This window comes from Streptomyces sp. T12 (assembly GCF_028736035.1).
In the GTDB taxonomy this organism is placed as follows: Bacteria; Actinomycetota; Actinomycetes; order Streptomycetales; family Streptomycetaceae; genus Streptomyces.
This window is the reverse complement of record NZ_CP117866.1, coordinates 8756979-8774720: the sequence shown is the minus strand read 5'-3', so window position 1 is coordinate 8774720 and position 17742 is coordinate 8756979. Positions and strand designations below refer to the sequence as shown.

The window sequence follows — 17742 nt, the reverse complement described above, 5'->3', positions numbered from 1 at the left end:
TCCGAGGCCCCACACGTCGTTTGCCTTATATTCCACGACCAGCTCCCACGCCCCTGCCTCCGGCCTCCGGCATGAAGTGACCATAGTAACCAAGCGTGACGGCGCCCGGTCTAGAACAGAGCCTCCACGCACTGCTGGATCGCGGTCACGTCCGCTGCGACCGCGGCGGTCGCGTGGACGCCGGGGCCGATGAAACCGAGCCAGCGCAGGAGGGTGTTGCGGCGCGGCTCGTCGCGGGCGAGTTCCGTCTGCACCTGCTCGGCGGCCTCGACCAGTTCCGCCCCGTCCTCGTACTGCTCCTGGTTGCGGCGGAGTTCGTCCAGCAGAACGCCGACCGCGGTGCGCAGTTCCTCGACGGCCGCCGCGTACTCTGCCGGCGTCGGAGTTCCGGTCACCGTGGCGTGACCCAAGGCGAGCGTGCTCCGCTCGATGCGCACGTCCCGCCCGGCCTGAATGCCGCTGACGTGACTCGCCGACTCATATGCCCCGCGATCCGACATCACGTCACCTCTGCCTTACGGGCTGCGGGTTCCGCAACAGGTGGCCGCCTCCGGCGCGCACGCTGGAGCGCTTGATGGAGATGTCCCGCCCCGCGAACAGACCGGAGTTGTAGATGGTGGTCTGGCGCTGGATCAGGTCGCTGGAGTCGATGTTGTGATCCTCGAGAAACTGCACCAGGGCGTCCAGGACACGGTGCTCGATCGTCTTGGCGTACAACTCCCGGTCCAGTGACTGGAAGTACCGGTGGAAGAACCGATCGCTCGCCTGCTCCCGAAGGCTGAACTTCGAGCCGTAGTCGAAGGTGCGCATGCGGATCGAGCGCTCCTGCCTGCGTTGTGCGCGGTGCCTCTCGAGCGGTGCGAAGAGGTCTCTCAGGAGCGCGAAGGGCGCGCGGACCAGCAGGATCGGGGTGCGTGCACCCGCCTCGCCGACCAGTCGGCACCACTGCCGGAAGGTAGGTGAGTCCAGCAGCCTGTCCACCGTCCGGTACTTCTCCCGCACGGGCGCGAGCAGACAGTTGCTTCCCTCGATGAACGCGATGTCACGACCGGACAGCAGCGCGCATCTCAGGAACAAGGTGATGACCAGTTCGCCGCTCCAGCCAGTGACCCGGACCGCCAGATAGGGCCGCGCGCGGCCCTTGCCGTCCTCGCGCAGCTCACGCAGGAGGGCGTCCGAAACCTGCGCTCCGGGCGGTCCGCCCAGGTTGCGCAGCACCTCGGCGCGGGTTCGGTCGTCGATTCCGATCAGCAGGTCGGCCCCGTTGACCAGGAGCACGTCGGCGACGTCCATGCCGGGCAGTTCGAGCGCCCCGACCCTGGCGGAGATATGGGCGTTGAGGTCATGGATGGTGAACGGGATGACCTGCTTGCCGGCCTCGGCACGTCCGGTGTTCAGAGCGAACGACCAGGTTCTGTAGGTCTCACCGTGCCCGACGAAGGGCTCGAAGCGCGAGGAGACCACGACATTGCCCCTGTCACGGAGTTCGATCGCCTCAAGACGTGCGGCGTCCCTGGCCGTCGGTGGCCGGGGGGACTGCCTCGGGTCGAAGTTCTCCCGTTTCAACTTCCGGGCGACGACGCCGTAGTGCACCGACACCAATTCGGTGGCCACGATCACCCAGGCTACGAGCAGCCCCAGGAACAGGGACACACCTTGGGTGAAAGGCAGGGTGATCACCATGACGAGCAGCAGGAGGAGGAGTACGACGTCCCGCCGCCGCTGGCGGGTGCGGGCGGCCAGAGCGTGTCGCAGCACGCAACCAAGGTCCACGCCGGGCGAGGAAGCCGCGGCACGCCGCGGCTCGTGCACGATCCGGGCCACTGCCTTGCGGGCGAGCCCGATATCGGTGTGCATCGCCGCGCACAGGTACCGGGTGACGTCATAGGAGACGTGAGGGGGTGCTCCCGCCGAGGGCGTCGACTGCGGCATGGGCGGGAGGGGAACCGGCGTACCTGCTGAATCGGGCTCGGGCCGGATCTGCCACGGAGGCGGCGGGGGCGGCGGGGGAACGGGCGGGCGGCCGCGAGATGCGCCGCCGGGTGGGTCGACGGACGGGTTCATCGCTATTGCCTCGGGGATTTCGTTCAATTGCGGCACATGGGCATTGACACCCTGTGCGTGATCAGCAACTCAGCCGAGCCGTATTCATTTTACTCCGCTTTATCCATTTTTGCTCGCCTTTGATCCCATGGCACCGAGGGTTGCACTCGACGGATACGCCGTGCGCCGCCTTGAATGGTTCCGCCCCATCCGGAAAGCGACCTGACGCCCCATCAGAGGGTGGATCACCTCTCGTTCCCTCTGCCCGCCAGGGAGTTCGGGAGAGGCAGGTAGCGGGCGTCGGCGCCGTCCGCGCCCGACCAGCGCAGCAGCAGGTTGGTCTTGCCGGGGAGGGTGGGGGCCGACAGCAGGCCGGCGATCTCGGGGAGGTCGTGGCGGGCCAGTTCGCGGCGGGCGGCGGGCCACGGGTCGTACCCGGGGTGTCGCTCGGCGAGGGCGGCCGCGACCTCGCACAGATGGTTCACGACCAGGCAGTACACCAGCCGCTGCCACCCGGCCGGGCGGGAGACGTCCGACAGCAGCTTCACGCCCTCGGCGTCCCGGAACAGGGCCTGCACCGGGATGCCGTCGGTGTCCACGGCGATCAGCGTGTTCTGCAGGTGCGCCTCCAGCACGACGCCGTGCTCGGCGAAGGCAGCGAGGGCGGGCGGTACGACCGCGCCGAGGTACGCCTCCCACCAGGCCGCCGGGTCCGCCGTACTGTCGAGCGGGCTCCCCTCGAAGCCCTCCACGAGGGCGGCGGCGAGCAGGGGTGTCGTGCCGGGCAGCAGTCGGTCGTGGAAGCCGTCGCGGACCAGGACGGCGAGTTCCTCGAAGGCGAAGTCGGCGGTGCGGTAGCCGCGGTCGCTCAGCCAGGCCGCGCGGCCGGTGGCGAAGGCCGCCGTGGCCGCAGCGTCGGTGCGGCGCAGTTTCAGCAGGTCGTGGCGCCACAGCCGGCGGATGTCATTCGTGATCCGCACGTCGAGGCTGAACTTCAGGAACAGGTCGCGCTCGGGGACGTACAGGGTGCGGATCGCGGCCGTGGGCCAGGCGTCGCAGCCGGTCGTGCCCAACCGGATCAGCCGACCGTCGGCGAAGGCCGGCGCGAGGTCGACCAGGTCGAGCTGCCAGGGGTGCGCGGGCAGCAGCCGGTAGCCGGGCGGGGCCTCGCCGAGGGCGTCCAGGGCGGAGGTGTCGCCCTCCTCCACGACCATGTCCTCGCGCAGGCCGAGCAGCGTCAGCGGGAAGCGGGCGTGTGCCTCGGGGGCGTACGGCAGCCAGGCCGCGACCGGGCCGCCGCCGCGCGCCTTGGGGGCGGGGTGGTAGGGGTGGCCGGTGAGGAGGGACTGCTCGGAGCGCAGGTACGGGTCGTCCGGCGGCGTCGCACGCGCGCGTGCCGTGAGCAACGCCGCCACCGCGTCCCGGCTGTCGATCATCTCGGCGGGCAGTTCGTGGTTGGACAGACCGGTGTGGCGGCGCAGTTCGTCGGCGACGAGTTTGACGAGCTCGGTGTGCCCGATGCGCTGCCAGGCGCCGGCCGCGTCCACCTCGGGCTCGGCCGGCCGCCGTCCGCCGAGGACCCGCAGCAGGCGGCCCGTGCCGGGCAGCCGGTACACCTGCCGCTCGCCGGACCCCCCGTGCGGTTCGGCCACTTCGCGCAGCAGGCAGTTGAGCAGGGGCGCGACCGCGTGGGCGTCGGCGCGTGCCGCGACGTCGTCGTCGGCGGCGGCGGCGGGTGGAGGGTTGAGGTGCACGCGATCCACTCGTTCTCTACGGTCCGTTCAGGCGGGAAGACGATCAGTATGTCTGTCGTCGGTGCCTGCCCCGACGCCCTACTCGTACCCGAGGAGCCCGCCCGTGCACCGTCCCCCCAGCGCCGAGGCCGAGGTCGCCGCCGAACTGGCCGATGTACGCCCCCACCTCGCATCGCGGTACGCGGCCGAGCTCCCCGGGGCCCGCGCGGCGGTGCTGACCCGGCTGTGGCGTGCCCTCGCGCACGAGCCCCTGCCCTGGGTCGCCCACCGTGAGACGGGCCGGGAGGGCCTCGCCCTGCGCCTCTCCGACGGCCGCCGTCTGCACGGCCCGCGCGCGGACCCGTACGCCACCGCCGCGTATGTCACCGCCGTACGGCTCGACGAGACGTCGTACGACGACCCGGCCCGGCTGCTGACCGACCTCTCTGTACCGCACGGGACGTCTCTCGCCGCCGAACTCGGCCACAGCGTCGCCTCGTTGGCGCTGTCACGGGCCGGGCAGGAGGCCGGGCAGGAGGCCGGGCAGGGTGCTCACTCGAAGGAGTGGCCGGTGCGCGACTGGGAGTGGGAGCAGCGGGTGGTCGACGGGCATCCGTTCCACCCCAACTGCCGTTCCCGGCCCGGCTTCTCGGTCGCCGAGCAGCTGGCGTACGGGCCCGAGCACCGGCCGGTGGTCACACTGGGGCTGGTGCCGGTGCGGGTGGCCGAGTGTCTGGTGACGGGCGAGTGGCCGGAGGGGATGCGGGACGGGGAGCGGCTGCTGATCCCGGTGCATCCGTGGCAGGCCGAGCATGTGCTCAAGCGTCCCTGCGATCCCTACGGCGACGGTGTCGCCGCGCATCCGCTGATGTCCCTGCGGACGCTCGGCCTCCCCGGCGGCCCGCACGTCAAGACCGCGCTGAGTGCCCGGCTGACGTCCTCGGTGCGGGACATCTCGGTGTACTCGATCGCCCTGTCGGCCACGTTGTCGGACTTCGCGGAGGCGCTGGCGGCGCGGACGGACGGGCTGCTGCACATCACCCGCACGCTGGGGGCCGCCACGGCCAACTCACCCGACCTGGCAGCCGTGCTGCGCGAGTCGCCGCAGGAGTACGCGGGGCCCGGAGAGCGGGTCGTGCCGGTGGCCGCGCTCGCCACCACCCAGTTGCCCGGGCAGCCCGAGTGGCTGGCCGAGTTCACGCGGCTCGCCCTCACCGTGGGGCTGCGGCTGCTGGAGCTGGGAGTCGCGCTGGAGGCGCACGGGCAGAACCTGCTGGTGGTGCTGTCGGCGAGCGGCTCCCCGGTGCGCCTGGTCTACCGCGACCTCGCCGACATCCGTGTCAGTCCAGCCCGGCTGGCCCGGCACGGCATTGCCATGCCGGAGCTGACCGGCCGGATCGTCACGGACGACGTGACGACCCTGCGCCGCAAGCTGTTCGGCTCGCTGGTGGCCGGGGCGCTGGCGGGTACGGCGGGTTCGGGCGCGGCATTGCGCGCGGCGCTGGAGGCGGTCGTACCGGATCTGCCGGGCACCGTGGATCTCGCCGCACTGCGCGAGGAGCCGCTGCCCACGAAGGCGTTGACGTTGATGCGGCTGTCGCCGGGGACGCCCGGGGATCAGTGGGCGGAGCTGCCCAATCCGCTGATCACCGAGGTGTTCTGACCGGTGGTGCGACACATGTTCTGACAGGGGTTCTGATCTCGTTTGAAGCGGAACACCTCTGATCAATAGGATCCGCCGATGATCAGAACACAACGGCTGGCGGCCGGGGTCTGCGCCCTGCTCGCCGCGCTCACGGCCGGGATAGCCTTCCCGGCCGGGGCGGTCGCCGACGAGACCACCGCCACCGCTCCGAAAGTCGATCTCGTGATCGACGTCAGCGGCTCGATGCGGGCGAAGGACATCGACGGCCAGTCGCGGATGGCCGCGGCGAAGCAGGCCTTCAACGAGGTGCTGGACGCAACGCCCGAGGAGGTCCAGCTCGGTATCCGCACCCTCGGCGCCAACTACCCGGGCGACGACCGCAAGACGGGCTGCAAGGACACCGCGCAGCTCTACCCGGTCGGCCCGCTGGACCGCACCGAGGCCAAGACGGCGGTGGCGACCCTGACGCCCACCGGCTGGACGCCGATCGGCCCCGCCCTGCTGAAGGCGGCCGAGGACCTGGACGGCGGCGAGGGCTCCAAGCGCATCGTGCTGATCAGCGACGGCGAGGACACCTGCGCGCCGCTCGACCCGTGCGAGGTGGCCCGGGAGATCGCCGCCAAGGGCATCGGCCTGACCATCGACACGCTCGGCCTGGTCCCGAACACCAAGCTGCGGCAACAGCTCAGCTGCATCGCCGAGGCCACCGGTGGGACGTTCACCTCGGTCGAGCACACCGACGAACTCGCCGACAAGGTCAACCAGTTGGTGGACCGGGCGGCCGATCCGGTGGTGACGCCGGTCGCGACGACGGGCGCGGACCAGTGCGCGAAGGCGCCGACGCTGAACTCCGGTCTGTACACGGACCGCGAGGAGTTCGGGCAACAGCGCTGGTACCGCGTGAAGGTCCCGCACGGCTGGGAACTGCGCGCCTCGGTGAGCGTCGCGGCCGACCGTGAGGTGAACCCGTCGTACGGGCTGCTGCTGCGCGCGACGACCGAGGGCGGCCGGGAGATCGTCCGCGGCGAGGCGGCGGGCAACGGCCGTACCGATGTGATCTCGACCGGGCTGCGCTACCCGAAGGCCGAGGCGGAGGACACGGAGGGCGAGGTCGCGCCCGAGACCGTCTGCCTCCAGGTCACGCACTCCTTCTCACCGGCCAGTGGCGTGAAGACCACTCCCGGTCTGCCGCTCGAAGTGACCATCGACGTCGTGCACGGGCCGGACGGGTCGAGCGACGTGGCCTCCTTCGGCCTCGGACGCGGCTGGTGGCTGCTCGGCGCACTGATCCTCACCGGCTTCCTCGCCGGTCTCGTCTGGGGCTGGCTGTCGCGCTGGCGGGTAGCGGTCTGGAGGACCAACTGATGCGGATCACACGCGTGTTGAGCGCCGCGGCGCTGATGCTCGGGCTGGCGGTCACCCCGGCGGTCGCCGACTCCTCGCCGTCACCGAGCGCGTCGGAGGACGGCGGCGCGCCGACCCAGGCGGGCACCTCCTTCCGTACGGCGACCGAGATCGAGCAGGGGCAGACGGCCACCGCGAGCGCCTCCACGGGCGACTACCTGTACTGGTCGTTCCCCGCGGACGCCGGACAGCGCCCCACCGTCCACGCGACGGTGAAGCTGCCGGACACGCACGCCGCCGAGACCTGGCAGATCGACGTGTACGACGGCCTGCGGCGCCGCCAGTCCTGCCAGTACGGGGCACAGACGCGCACGGCCGCGGCGGACGCCGCCACCGTCGAGCCGACGTGTGTGCTGCGCACCGTCCGCGCCTGGTCGGAACCCTGGGCCAACGACCCGCTGCCGGGCACGTACTACATCCGGCTGACGGTCGTGAACCTGGCCACCTCCGACCTCGGTCTGCCGGTCGACGCCGAGGTCCGGGTCGACTCCGAGGACCTCGGCGGGGCGGCGGCGGTGGACGGCTCGCTGGCTCAGCCGCTGGTGCCGGGGGCCGGAGCCATCTCCCAGGGCGATGAGGAGGAGTCGACCAAGGAGGCGCTGCTCGCGAGCCTTGAACCCAGCGGCGGCTGGGCGTCCGGCTGGTGGTCCGACCGATGGGTGTGGACCGCGATCGGCGGCGTGCTGGCCGCGCTCGCGGGGATCGGCGGGTACGCGCTGACACGCGGGGCGGGTCGGCCGTCGCGAGTGCCGCCAGCGGCCTGACGGTCAGTCGAAGCGACCTAGGCGTCAAGGACGCGAAGGCCCGCCGTACTTGGTCGTACGGCGGGCCTTCGGCCGCTCGGATGTCACGCGGGTAGCTGCTCAGATGTCACGCAGGGCCTTGGCCAACGTCCCGTCACCGGTCACCTCGATACGACCGCCCCGTATGGCATCGCTCAGGCTCAACTCACCTCGTGCGAACGCCTCACACGTCCCGGAACCCAGGACCAGCCGCGCGTCGGGCTCCCCAGGAGCGGGCCCGTCGCCGTAGACCGGACCGTCCTCGGCACCGACGTACAGATGGAAGTCGCCCTCGTCCAGCCGGACTTCGACGAGCCCCTCCCCCACCCCGCCTTCCCGCAGGGATCGCAGCAGCGGCAGCGTGAACCAGTGCGCGCGCACCGCGTCGGTGGGCCGCCGCTCGCCGAGCTCCGCCTGGCCCCACGTCCCCAGTGCCTGGAGGACGGGCAGCAACTCCCGCCCCCGCGAGGTGAGTTCGTACACGAACGCCGCGCCGGGGGGCGGCAGCCGGCGCCGCGTGCTGAGCCCGTCCTGCTCCATGTCCTTCAGCCGTGAGGCCAGTACGTCCGTGCTCACGCCCGGCAGATCGGCGTGCAGGTCGGTGTAGCGCCGCGGCCCGGCCAGCAGCTCCCGGACAATCAGCAGGGTCCAGCGGTCGCCGACGAGGTCGAGCGCGCGGGCGGCGGAACAGTACTGGTCGTAGCTTCGGCGAGGTGACATGCGACGCAGTCTAGACATGTTGTTGGACTTTCCAAGCTCGAACTTGGTAAAACCAAGTAACACACGAAACCGGAGGGGCGAGCGCGCATGGAGTTCCGGCAGTCGAGCAAGCTGAGCGAGGTCTGTTACGAGATCCGCGGCCCGGTGATCGAGCACGCGAACGCGCTGGAGGAGGCGGGCCACAGCGTGCTGCGCCTGAACACCGGCAACCCCGCGCTCTTCGGCTTCGAGGCGCCGGAGGAGATCCTCCAGGACATGATCCGGATGCTCCCCCAGGCGCACGGCTACACCGACTCGCGCGGCATCCTCTCCGCCCGCCGGGCCGTGGCCCAGCGGTACCAGACGCTGGGCCTGGAGGTCGGCGTCGACGACGTCTTCCTCGGCAACGGCGTGTCCGAGCTGGTCTCCATGGCCGTACAGGCGCTGCTCGAGGACGGCGACGAAATCCTCATCCCCGCCCCGGACTTCCCGCTCTGGACGGCGGTGACGACCCTCGCCGGCGGCAAGGCGGTCCACTACCTGTGCGACGAGCAGGCCGACTGGTACCCCGACCTGGACGACATGGCATCGAAGATCACGGACCGCACGCGCGCCGTGGTCATCATCAACCCGAACAACCCGACCGGCGCGGTCTACCCCAAGGAGATCCTGGAGGGCATCCTCGACCTCGCCCGCCGGCACGGCCTGATGGTGTTCGCCGACGAGATCTACGACCAGATCCTGTACGACGACGCGGTCCACCACTCGGTCGCCGCCCTCGCCCCCGACCTGGTGGTCCTCACCTTCTGCGGCCTGTCGAAGACGTACCGGGTGGCGGGCTTCCGCTCCGGCTGGCTCGTCGTGACGGGTCCGAAGCAGCATGCGAAGGACTACCTGGAGGGCCTGACGATGCTGGCCTCCATGCGGCTGTGCGCCAACGCGCCCGCCCAGTACGCCATCCAGGCCGCGCTCGGGGGCCGCCAGTCCATCCGCGAGCTGACCATGCCGGGCGGGCGGCTGCACGAACAGCGCAACGTGGCCTGGGAGAAGCTCAACGAGATCCCCGGTGTGTCGTGTGTGAAGCCGAAGGGCTCGCTGTACGCGTTCCCGCGCCTCGACCCCAAGGTGTACAAGATCCACGACGACGAGAAGTTCGTCCTGGACCTGCTGCTGCGGGAGAAGATCCAGGTGGTGCAGGGCACGGGCTTCAACTGGCCCACGCCGGATCACTTCCGGATCCTGACCCTCCCGTACGCGGAGGACCTGGAGGCGGCGATCGGGCGGATCGGGCGATTCCTGAGCGGGTATCGGCAGGCCTGAGCGGGTATCGGCAGGCCTGAGCGGGTGTCGGCAGGCCTGAGCGGGTGTCGGCAGGCCTGAGCGGCAGTCGGCAGATGTGACCGCGCCGGGGTGGGTATGACCCGTCCATGAGCACCCGCCCCCTTCTGCTCCTCGACGTGGACGGCCCCCTCAACCCCTTCCGCGCCCCGTTCCTCCGCCATCGCGGCTACGTGACCCGGCGGCTGCATCCGGCCAACTGGTCGGCCCGGCAGACACCGGGGTCCCGGCGGCTGCGCCGCGGGCTGCGGGTCCGGTTGCACCCGGGGCACGGGGCGCGGCTGCTGGCACTGCCGTACGACTTGGCGTGGGCGACCACCTGGCAGCACCAGGCCAACGAGATGATCGCGCCGGTGGTCGGGCTGCCCGGTGATCTGCCGGTCATCGAATGGCCCGAACTGTTCGGGAAGGATCCCGAGGGGCTGTACTGGAAGACCCGGCACGTGCTGGCGTGGGCGGCGGGACGGCCCTTCGTCTGGGTCGACGACATGGTCACCGATCTCGACGTGCGGCATGTCGCGGCCCACCACGACGCGGCCGCGCTGCTGCTGACGGTCGACGCGCGCAGGGGGCTGCGGGAGCGTGATTTCGCGGAGTTGGAGCGCTGGGCTCATAGCCTGTGACGCATGGGTGATCTCTTTCTCGTCCGGCACGGGGAGACCGAGTGGTCGCGGTCCGGCCGGCACACGGGCTCGACGGACGTGCCGCTCACCGAGCACGGACGGGAAGAGGCGCGGCGGCTGGTGCCGTTGATCCGGTCGCATCGGATCGGGGCCGCGTTCGTCAGCCCGTCGCAGCGGGCGCGGGAGACGGCGGAGCTGATCGGGGTGCGGGACGCCCGCGTCGACGCCGATCTGCGGGAGTGGGACTACGGCGGGTACGAGGGCGTCACCACCGTGCAGATCCAGCGGGAGCGGCCCGGGTGGTTCCTGTTCACGGACGGGGTCGCGCCCGGGCCGCCGGCCCACCCCGGGGAGAGCCCGGAGCAGGTCGGGGAGCGTGCCGACCGGGTGCTCGGCAGGGTGGACGCCGCCCTCGCGAACACGGAGGGCGTCGTCCTGCTGATCGCCCACGGGCACTTCCTGCGGGTGCTCACCGCCCGTCGCCTCGGGCTGGCGCCTGCGCACGGGGCCCTCTTCCAGCTGGCCACGGGCGCGCTGTGCCGGCTCGGCACCGAGCACGGGCGGCCGGTGATCGCCGGCTGGAATGTCAGACCCCCGGCGTAGCCTGCGAAGCGGGTGAGACCCCACGCAGGAAGGAACACGCCGTGACCCGACCGCCGACCGCCGCGCAACGGCGTGTCATCGACGCCGCCGATCCCGTGACCGGGCGGCTCAGAGGTACGGAGACGCAGCTCGCGGCGTTGGTGAAGCGAGGGCTCGCCTTCCGGCACCCGCGGCCGCCGCACGATCACTTTCTGACGCCGGCGGGGCATCGCATACGGGAGGCGGAGGCGACGGCGCCGCAGGAACCTCAGGAGGCTCCTGCGGCCACCGGTGTCTTCGCCGCGCGCATCGGCGGTGAGGAGGACGCGCCGGAGGCGGGCCCGGCCCGGGTGCGTGAGGTGCACAGCGCCTGGCAGGGGCTGCTGGAGCTGCGCCGGATGACCCATCGGGACGGGGCCGTGGACCGGCCGTGCGGCTGGGAGCGTACGCATCTGGTGCAGGCCGCCGCGCTCGCTCTGGAGGCGGCCGGGCATCGTCCGGCCGAGCGGGACTCCGAGGACGGCTACCGGGTACGAGCGACCCCGCAGCCGGAGGCCGTCGCGGTGCACGAGCCGGACGGCGCGCGACTGCGGGCCTGCGCGGCCACCCTGGAAAAAGCGGGGTGGCAGGTCGGCGAGCACGCCGAGCCTCGTACAAGAGCGCGCTATCTGCTGGCATCCCCGCGCCGGGCATGACGGGCATGCCAAGATCGGTGCACAGGGCATCGAGCATGTGAAGGGGAAGCAGTGAGCGAGCCGTTTTCCGTCCGGGTCACCGTCCGCGGCTACGAGACGGATGTGCAGGGGCACGTCAACCAGAGCGTGTACATCAACTACGCGGAGCACGCTCGCTGGTCGTTGCTCCAGGCCGCAGGCATCAGCCAGACGGGCCTTGTGAGCAAGGGGGTGGGCCCCGTCGCCCTGGAGACGACCATCCGCTACAAGCGGGAACTCGTCGCCGGTGACGAGGTCGACGTGACGTGCGCCTTCGAGTGGTCGGGCGGCAAGACGTTCCGTATCCAGCAGACCATCCGCAAGGCGGACGGCACGGTGGCGGCCGAACTCACGGCGGTCGGCGGCCTGCTGGACCTCAAGGAGCGCCGGATGGTGGCCGATCCGCAGGACTACTTCAAGGAACTGGCCACGGACCCGAGCCTGTTCGGGCTCTAGGCCCTGGGGCGCCGGGCCTCAGGCGAACGCCTCCTTGTGGTCCAGCGCCCACTCCCGGTACGTCCGCGCCGGTCGCCCCAGCACATGCGGCACGTCCTCGGTGACGACGGCGTTGCCGCCCTCTTCGATGAAGCGTGCGCCCGCCGTCAGGCTGTCCGCGTAGGCGGCGCCGAGGCCCGCTCCGAGCAGCTGTTCGCGGCGCTGGGCTGCAGTCAGGTGGAGGAGTCGCACCGGGCGGCCGAGGATCTCGCCGAGGACCGCGGCCTGGCCGCCGGCGCTGATGGTCTCGGGGCCGGTCAGGGTGTAGGTGTGCCCGGCGTGGCGTGGGTCCGTCAGCGCGGTCACGGCGACTTCGGCCACGTCCCGCGGGTCGACGACGCCCTGCCTGCCGTCGCTCATCAGGTTGGGCGCCGGGGTGCCGCCGCGGACCGCCTCGCTCCAGGCCAGTGTGTTGGAGGCGAAGGAGGAGGGGCGCAGGATGGTCCACTCCAGGCCGCTCGCCCGGGTGGCCTCCTCGCCGGGCCGGTGCCAGGTGCCGAACCGGCCCAGCCGGGGGTCGCCCGTGCCGATCGTGGAGAGCTTCACGATCCGCCGCACTCCCCCAGAGGGGGTACCCCCGGCCGCCATCGCCGCCTCGACCAGGCCCCGGTCGTACTCGGCGTCGTCCGGGCCGAACACGCCGACCAGGAAGGCAGCCTCCGCGCCCGCCATCGCCGCCTCGACCGAGGCCCGGTCGCGGTGGTGGCCGGGCGCGGTCTCCACACCCGAGGGCACCCGGGCCGCCGCGGGGTCCCGGGTCAGGGCGCGCACCTTCTCGCCGCGCGCCGCGAGCTGTCGTACCACTTCACTGCCGATGGTGCCGGTGGCACCCGTGACGAGGATCATGTCCACCACGATGGGCGGCGGACGGCGCCGGACTCTTGGAAAATCCGGCACGGTTCACGGGCCCGGGCGGCCGTGTGCCGCGCGTACGGTGGACGGGTGACGAACGCCGTGCACCGACAGGTACTGCCCACACCCGAGGCGCTGCGCCCGTGGGTCGCGGACATCGGGACCGTGTCGGTGGACGAGGAGGCGGCGGAGCCGTACGTCCAACTCCCCGACGCCACCACGAAGGTGGTCATCCGGGTCGGGGCGGACGGCCGCCGCAGCACCCTCGTCGTCGGCCCGCGCACCCGCGCCTCGTACCACCGGGGCAAGCGGTTCGCCGCCTGCCTCGAACTGCGGCTGGCGCCCGGCACCACCCGACCCCTGCTCGGCGTCCCGGCGGCCGATCTCGTGGGCCACGCGCTGCCGCTGCACGAGCTGCCCGCCGAACCCGCCCGCCGACTGGCCCGCGAACTGCGGGACATGGCGCCGGAGCAGGTGGTGCCGCATCTGGCACAGGCGCTCCCCGACCGGCTGTCCGCCGTCGCGGACCCCTCACGCACCGCTCTGCTGCGGGCCGGTGCCGACGCGCTGTCGATGCGAACCGGCCGCGTTCCCGGGCAGGTGCAGGACGTGGCGCGCGAACTGGCCGTCAGCGAGCGGCAGTTGCGCAACCTTTTCGCCGAGGGCGTCGGTCTCTCCCCCAAGCACTACGCCCGTATCGACCGGGTGCACGCGGTACTGGCCCGGGCCGACGCCATCCCCTGGGCGCAGCTCGCCGTCGCCTCCGGCTACTACGACCAGTCCCACATGACGTCCGACTTCCGCACCCTGATGGGCGTGCCACCCCGTTCGTACTTCACCGGCCGCCTTCCCGACGCCCAGCCGTGCCAGGCCACCGCCCGCCGTTGACGTACGACGACTTCTAGGCCGCCTCCCGCCAGATCGTCATGTCGAGCTGCAGGAAGGCGAGTTCCGGCAGCGCCGTGGACTTCGTCTGGAGCACGAGCAGCGCGATGTCGCCGGAGGAGTGCTTGACGCAGATCTGGCTGCCGTTCGCCGCCCCCGCCAACGGCCAGCGGCGGCGATCGGCACTGGCGAGGAGGAGACGGCACTCGTCGAGGGAAGCCCCCGACGCGCCGAACAGCTGGACGAACACGCTGGTGTCGCTGTCCAGCGCACAGCCGACGTCCTTGCAGTCGAAGCGGATGTCCCCCTTGCGGTCCTCGCGCTGGACCGGCTCCTTGAAGCTCAGCGAGCTCTTCGCGTCCAGCCGCTGGAGGGGGTAGGGGACGGCTTGCGGCGACTTGGACGCGGTCGGGGAAGGCTGTGCCGCGTCCGACGTCCCGTCACCTGCCCCCGACCCGTGCCCGGATGCCGAGGGCGACCCCGCTGACGACTCCGGCGTCGACGACCCTTCGGACTCCTTCGGGCCGGGCGTCGACGGTGCGCCCGCGACCCAGTCACGGAACCTGCCCCCCGCGTCCGAGACCATCCACGCGAAGCCCGACAGCACCAGTACCCCCGCCGTCACGGCCGCGGTCGTGATCAGCGCGGTACGCCCTCTGCGCGTCCGCCGTGCGTCCGGCACCGTCGACTGCGGCTGCGGCTGCGGTCCCGTGACGACCAGCGGTGCCGAGTGCAGCACCCGGGTGGGGTCGGGAACCGGCGACGGCACCGGGGACGGCACCGTCACCTCCGGCCCCGTGACCTCCCGCCATACGGCCGGGCCAGCGCCCGCGTCGGCGTCCGTGCCCAACCCCTGTCGGCACCACTCCACGACCTCCGCCAGTGTGGCCCGCTCCTCCCGATCGGTGACCAGGCATCGGGCGATCAGCCGACGGAGCTGCTCGGGCAGCGGGGACAGGTCGGGTTCCTGATGCACGATCCGGTAGAGCACGGTGGCCGCGGGACCGTCCCCGTACAGCGGCCGGCCCAGCGCCGCGAACGCCGCCGTCTGGCCGAGCGCGAAGACGTCGGTGGCCTCCGTGACCTCATCCGCGGTCGCCTGCTCGGGGGCCATGAACTGCGGCGTGCCGACGGCGAAGCCGGTCGCCGTGTGGGATGTGGCGTCCGCGGCCAGCGAGATGCCGAAGTCGATCACGCGCGGCCCGTCGGCGGCCAGCAGCACGTTCGACGGCTTCAGGTCCCGGTGCACGATGCCCGCACCATGGATGGCCTGCAGTGCCTCGGCCACCCCCGCCACCAGCCACAGCACCGCGGGCACCGGCAGCGGACCACGGCGGGCGACGGCCTCCGCCAGGGACGGCCCGGGCACGTACAGCGTGGCCAGCCAGGGCGGTACGCCGTCCGCGTCGGCGTCGATCAGCTCGGCGGTGTACGCGCCCCGGACCCGCCGGGCCGCCTCCACCTCCCGGCGGAACCGGCGCCTGAAGTCCGGGTCGTCGGCCAGCTCCGGCCGCACCACCTTGATCGCCACGGGCCGGCCGCCTTGCGTGTGCGACAGATAGACCCGGCCCATGCCACCCGCGCCGAGCCGGGCGGCGAGGCGATAGCCGGCCACGACGGGCGGATCGTCCGCCTGCAGTGGCTGGAACACCTCGGTCGCGTTGTTCATCGGCCCGCTTCCCCCTCATCCCCTGAACCCCGGGTCAACCATGAGTTGACCGAGGCAGAAGCCTAAGCGGAATTCGGGTGCGGAAAGTCCCGGACACCTGGGATGCTCCCGCTCCATGGCCGCACGACGCATCAGACCCAGCCTCTACATCTCCGTCGACATCGAGGCCGACGGCCCGATCCCGGGTCCGTACTCGATGCTGAGCCTCGGCGCGGCGGTCGCCGGGGTCCAGGACGCCGACGGGTTCACGGCGGCCGACCCCGAGCAGCACACCTTCTATCGCGAACTCCGCCCGATCGGCGAGGAGTTCGTGCCCGAGGCGCTGGCCGTGAGCGGGCTCGACCGCGAGCGCCTCGGGAAGGAGGGCCTCGATCCCGCCCTGGCCCTCGCGCAGTTCACGCGCTGGGTGCGCGAGGTCGGCGGCGACGCGCAGCCGGTGATGTGCGGCTACCCGGCGTCGTACGACTGGACGTTCCTGTACTGGTACTTGATCCGCTTCACCGGGGCGAGCCCCTTCGGCCACTCGGGCTGCCTCGACATGAAGACGCTGTACGCCACCAAGGCCGGGCTGCCCCTGCGTGCGGTGGCCAAGGGCACGATGCCGCGCGAGCTGCTGTCGCGGCGCCGTCACACGCACCATGCGCTGGACGACGCCATCGAGCAGGCCGAGCTGTTCGCCAACCTCATGGGGTGGCCGGGGCCCGGGTCGCCGACCCGGTGATCTCCTCCCCTGCCTCCATGGGGTGGGTGACGTCCTGCGCGTCCCGGCCCTTGCCAAGGTGGTTGAAGACGAGGTTGAGCGCCACCGCCGCCACACAGCCCGTCGAGATGCCCGAGTCCAGGACGATCCGCACCGTCTCCGGGAAGGCGTGGTAGAAGTCCGGCGCGGTGATGGGGACGATGCCGACGGCCAGCGAGACGGCGACGATCAGCACGTTGTTGTCCTTGTCCAGGCCCGCCCGGACGAGAGTCTGAATGCCGCTCGCGGCCACCGAACCGAAGAGGACCACGCCCGCGCCGCCGAGCACCGGGCGCGGTACGACCGCGATGAGCGACGCCGCCATCGGGCACAGGCCCATCAGGACGAGGAAGCCGCCGCCGACGGCGACGACGTACCGGCTGCGGATCTTCGTCATCGCGACCAGGCCGATGTTCTGCGCGAAGGCGCTGCACATGAAGCCGTTGAAGAGGGGGCTGATCGCGGAGCCGAGGGTGTCGGCGCGCAGGCCCGCCGCGATGGTCTTCTCGTCGGCCGGGCGCTCGACGATCTCGCCCAACGCCAGCATGTCGGCCGTCGATTCGGTCATCGAGACCACCATGACCACGCACAGCGAGATGATCGCGGCGAGCTGGAACTGCGGGGCGCCGAAGTGGAACGGGGTCGGGAAGCCGATGACGTCCGCGTCCGCGACGGGGCCGAAGTCCGTGACGCCGAACGGGATCGCGATCAGTGTGCCGGCGACCAGGCCGAGCAGTACGGCGATCTGCTTGACGAAGCCCGTGGTGAAGCGGCGCAGGAGCAGGACGATCAGCAGGGTCCCGGCGGCCAGGCCCAGGTTCGTCGCCGAGCCGTAGTCGTTCGCGGCCGGGTCGGGCCCTTGCGCCCAGTTGAAGGCGACCGGCAGCAGGGAGATGCCGATCAGCGTGATGACCGTCCCCGTCACCACCGGCGGGAAGAAGCGGACGGCCTTGCTGAAGAAGGGGGCCGCCAGGAAGCCGAGCAGGCCGGCGACGATGACCGCGCCGAAGATGATCGGCAGGGCGTCGGACTTGTCCTCGGTGGAGGCGACGACCGCGGTCATGGGGGCGACGCCGGCGAAGGTGACGCCGTTGACGAACGGCAGCCGGGCGCCGATCTTCCAGATGCCGAGCGTTTGGAGGAAGGTGGCGAGGCCCGCGGTGAACAGGCAGGCGCCGGTGAGGAAGGTCAGGTCGGTGGCGGACAGGCCTATGGCCGCGCCGACTATCAGGGGTGGGGCGACGACTCCCGCGTACATGGCGGCCACGTGTTGCAGACCGGTGGTCGCCATTTTCAGGGCGGGGAGTTTCTCGTCCACGGGGTGGGTCGAAACGGGCTGGGCGGACACTGCGGCTCTCCTCCGGTCGGTTAAACGCGTCGGCTCTGACGCGGGTTCAAGGAGGTGGTACGCGGTCGTGCGGGACCGGGGACGGGCCCGTTCTGGGGGAAACGGAGACCGTTCCGGGGCGCACGCGTCCACGCGCGCCCCGGAGACGGCCGCCATGGACCCCGCTCGGGTCCACGGCACCGGTCGGGAGCC

17 protein-coding genes are annotated in these 17742 nt (G+C 71.6%); 10 read left to right on the top strand and 7 right to left on the bottom strand.

Annotated elements, in window-relative coordinates; all coding sequences use genetic code 11:
- Positions 1-110 precede the first annotated feature (110 nt).
- The 3 genes from PBV52_RS39275 to PBV52_RS39265 all read right to left on the bottom strand — a co-directional run bounded on the left by PBV52_RS39275 (position 111) and on the right by PBV52_RS39265 (position 3806).
- Complete coding sequence (locus PBV52_RS39275) at positions 111-500, bottom strand: hypothetical protein (protein ID WP_274245332.1); 390 nt, start codon at positions 498-500, stop codon at positions 111-113.
- Positions 501-504: 4 nt separating this feature from the next.
- Positions 505-1932 carry a hypothetical protein gene (locus PBV52_RS39270; RefSeq protein WP_274245331.1) on the bottom strand — a complete coding sequence of 476 codons (1428 nt, stop codon included), beginning with the start codon at positions 1930-1932 and terminating at the stop codon, positions 505-507.
- 356 nt (positions 1933-2288) lie between these two features.
- Complete coding sequence (locus PBV52_RS39265) at positions 2289-3806, bottom strand: IucA/IucC family protein (RefSeq protein WP_373921965.1); 1518 nt, start codon at positions 3804-3806, stop codon at positions 2289-2291.
- Positions 3807-3900: 94 nt separating this feature from the next.
- Between PBV52_RS39265 and PBV52_RS39260 the strand changes: the two genes are divergently transcribed.
- The 3 genes from PBV52_RS39260 (at position 3901) to PBV52_RS39250 (ending at position 7589) form a co-directional block, all read left to right on the top strand.
- Positions 3901-5439, top strand: coding sequence for an IucA/IucC family protein (locus PBV52_RS39260; RefSeq protein ID WP_274245328.1), 1539 nt, complete (start codon positions 3901-3903; stop codon positions 5437-5439).
- Positions 5440-5517: 78 nt separating this feature from the next.
- Complete coding sequence (locus tag PBV52_RS39255) at positions 5518-6786, top strand: VWA domain-containing protein (RefSeq protein WP_274245326.1); 1269 nt, start codon at positions 5518-5520, stop codon at positions 6784-6786.
- Positions 6786-7589 (top strand): hypothetical protein, encoded by an 804-nt coding sequence (locus tag PBV52_RS39250; RefSeq protein WP_274245324.1) that lies wholly within the window; start codon positions 6786-6788, stop codon positions 7587-7589. Before PBV52_RS39255 ends, PBV52_RS39250 begins: the two co-directional genes overlap by 1 nt.
- Before the next feature lie 99 nt (positions 7590-7688).
- On the opposite strand, the gene PBV52_RS39245 is transcribed toward PBV52_RS39250, so the two are convergent.
- The gene (locus PBV52_RS39245) at positions 7689-8327 is read right to left on the bottom strand and encodes a helix-turn-helix domain-containing protein (RefSeq protein ID WP_274245322.1); all 639 of its coding nucleotides are present in this window, start codon (positions 8325-8327) and stop codon (positions 7689-7691) included.
- An 87-nt stretch (positions 8328-8414) separates the two neighbouring features.
- Here PBV52_RS39245 and PBV52_RS39240 point away from each other — a divergent pair, with 87 nt between their 5' ends.
- The 5 genes from PBV52_RS39240 (at position 8415) to PBV52_RS39220 (ending at position 12018) form a co-directional block, all read left to right on the top strand.
- The gene (locus PBV52_RS39240) at positions 8415-9626 is read left to right on the top strand and encodes a pyridoxal phosphate-dependent aminotransferase (protein WP_274245319.1); all 1212 of its coding nucleotides are present in this window, start codon (positions 8415-8417) and stop codon (positions 9624-9626) included.
- Positions 9627-9733: 107 nt separating this feature from the next.
- Positions 9734-10267 (top strand): HAD domain-containing protein, encoded by a 534-nt coding sequence (locus tag PBV52_RS39235; protein ID WP_274245316.1) that lies wholly within the window; start codon positions 9734-9736, stop codon positions 10265-10267.
- 3 nt (positions 10268-10270) lie between these two features.
- Complete coding sequence (locus PBV52_RS39230; protein ID WP_274245314.1) at positions 10271-10870, top strand: histidine phosphatase family protein; 600 nt, start codon at positions 10271-10273, stop codon at positions 10868-10870.
- A gap of 41 nt (positions 10871-10911) precedes the next feature.
- Positions 10912-11544 carry a hypothetical protein gene (locus tag PBV52_RS39225; protein WP_274245313.1) on the top strand — a complete coding sequence of 211 codons (633 nt, stop codon included), beginning with the start codon at positions 10912-10914 and terminating at the stop codon, positions 11542-11544.
- A gap of 51 nt (positions 11545-11595) precedes the next feature.
- The gene (locus PBV52_RS39220; RefSeq protein ID WP_274245311.1) at positions 11596-12018 is read left to right on the top strand and encodes a thioesterase family protein; all 423 of its coding nucleotides are present in this window, start codon (positions 11596-11598) and stop codon (positions 12016-12018) included.
- Between the two features lie 18 nt (positions 12019-12036).
- On the opposite strand, the gene PBV52_RS39215 is transcribed toward PBV52_RS39220, so the two are convergent.
- Positions 12037-12903, bottom strand: coding sequence for an NAD(P)H-binding protein (locus tag PBV52_RS39215; RefSeq protein ID WP_274245309.1), 867 nt, complete (start codon positions 12901-12903; stop codon positions 12037-12039).
- 96 nt (positions 12904-12999) lie between these two features.
- Between PBV52_RS39215 and PBV52_RS39210 the strand changes: the two genes are divergently transcribed.
- Positions 13000-13797, top strand: a complete 798-nt coding sequence (locus tag PBV52_RS39210) for an AraC family transcriptional regulator (RefSeq protein WP_274245307.1) — start codon at positions 13000-13002, stop codon at positions 13795-13797.
- Positions 13798-13810: 13 nt separating this feature from the next.
- Here PBV52_RS39210 and PBV52_RS39205 read toward each other — a convergent pair whose 3' ends face one another.
- On the bottom strand, positions 13811-15463 hold the full coding sequence (locus tag PBV52_RS39205; protein ID WP_274245306.1) for a serine/threonine-protein kinase: 1653 nt from the start codon (positions 15461-15463) through the stop codon (positions 13811-13813).
- A gap of 115 nt (positions 15464-15578) precedes the next feature.
- On the opposite strand from PBV52_RS39205, the gene PBV52_RS39200 reads away from it, so the two are divergent.
- A complete protein-coding gene (locus tag PBV52_RS39200; RefSeq protein ID WP_274245303.1) occupies positions 15579-16184 on the top strand; it encodes a 3'-5' exoribonuclease domain-containing protein in 606 nt (201 codons plus the stop codon).
- Here the strand turns inward: PBV52_RS39200 and PBV52_RS39195 are convergent.
- Entirely contained in the window at positions 16147-17706 is a 1560-nt protein-coding gene (locus PBV52_RS39195) for a nucleobase:cation symporter-2 family protein (protein WP_373921964.1), read from the bottom strand. The two genes, PBV52_RS39200 and PBV52_RS39195, sit on opposite strands and share 38 nt — an antisense overlap.
- Positions 17707-17742 lie beyond the last annotated feature (36 nt).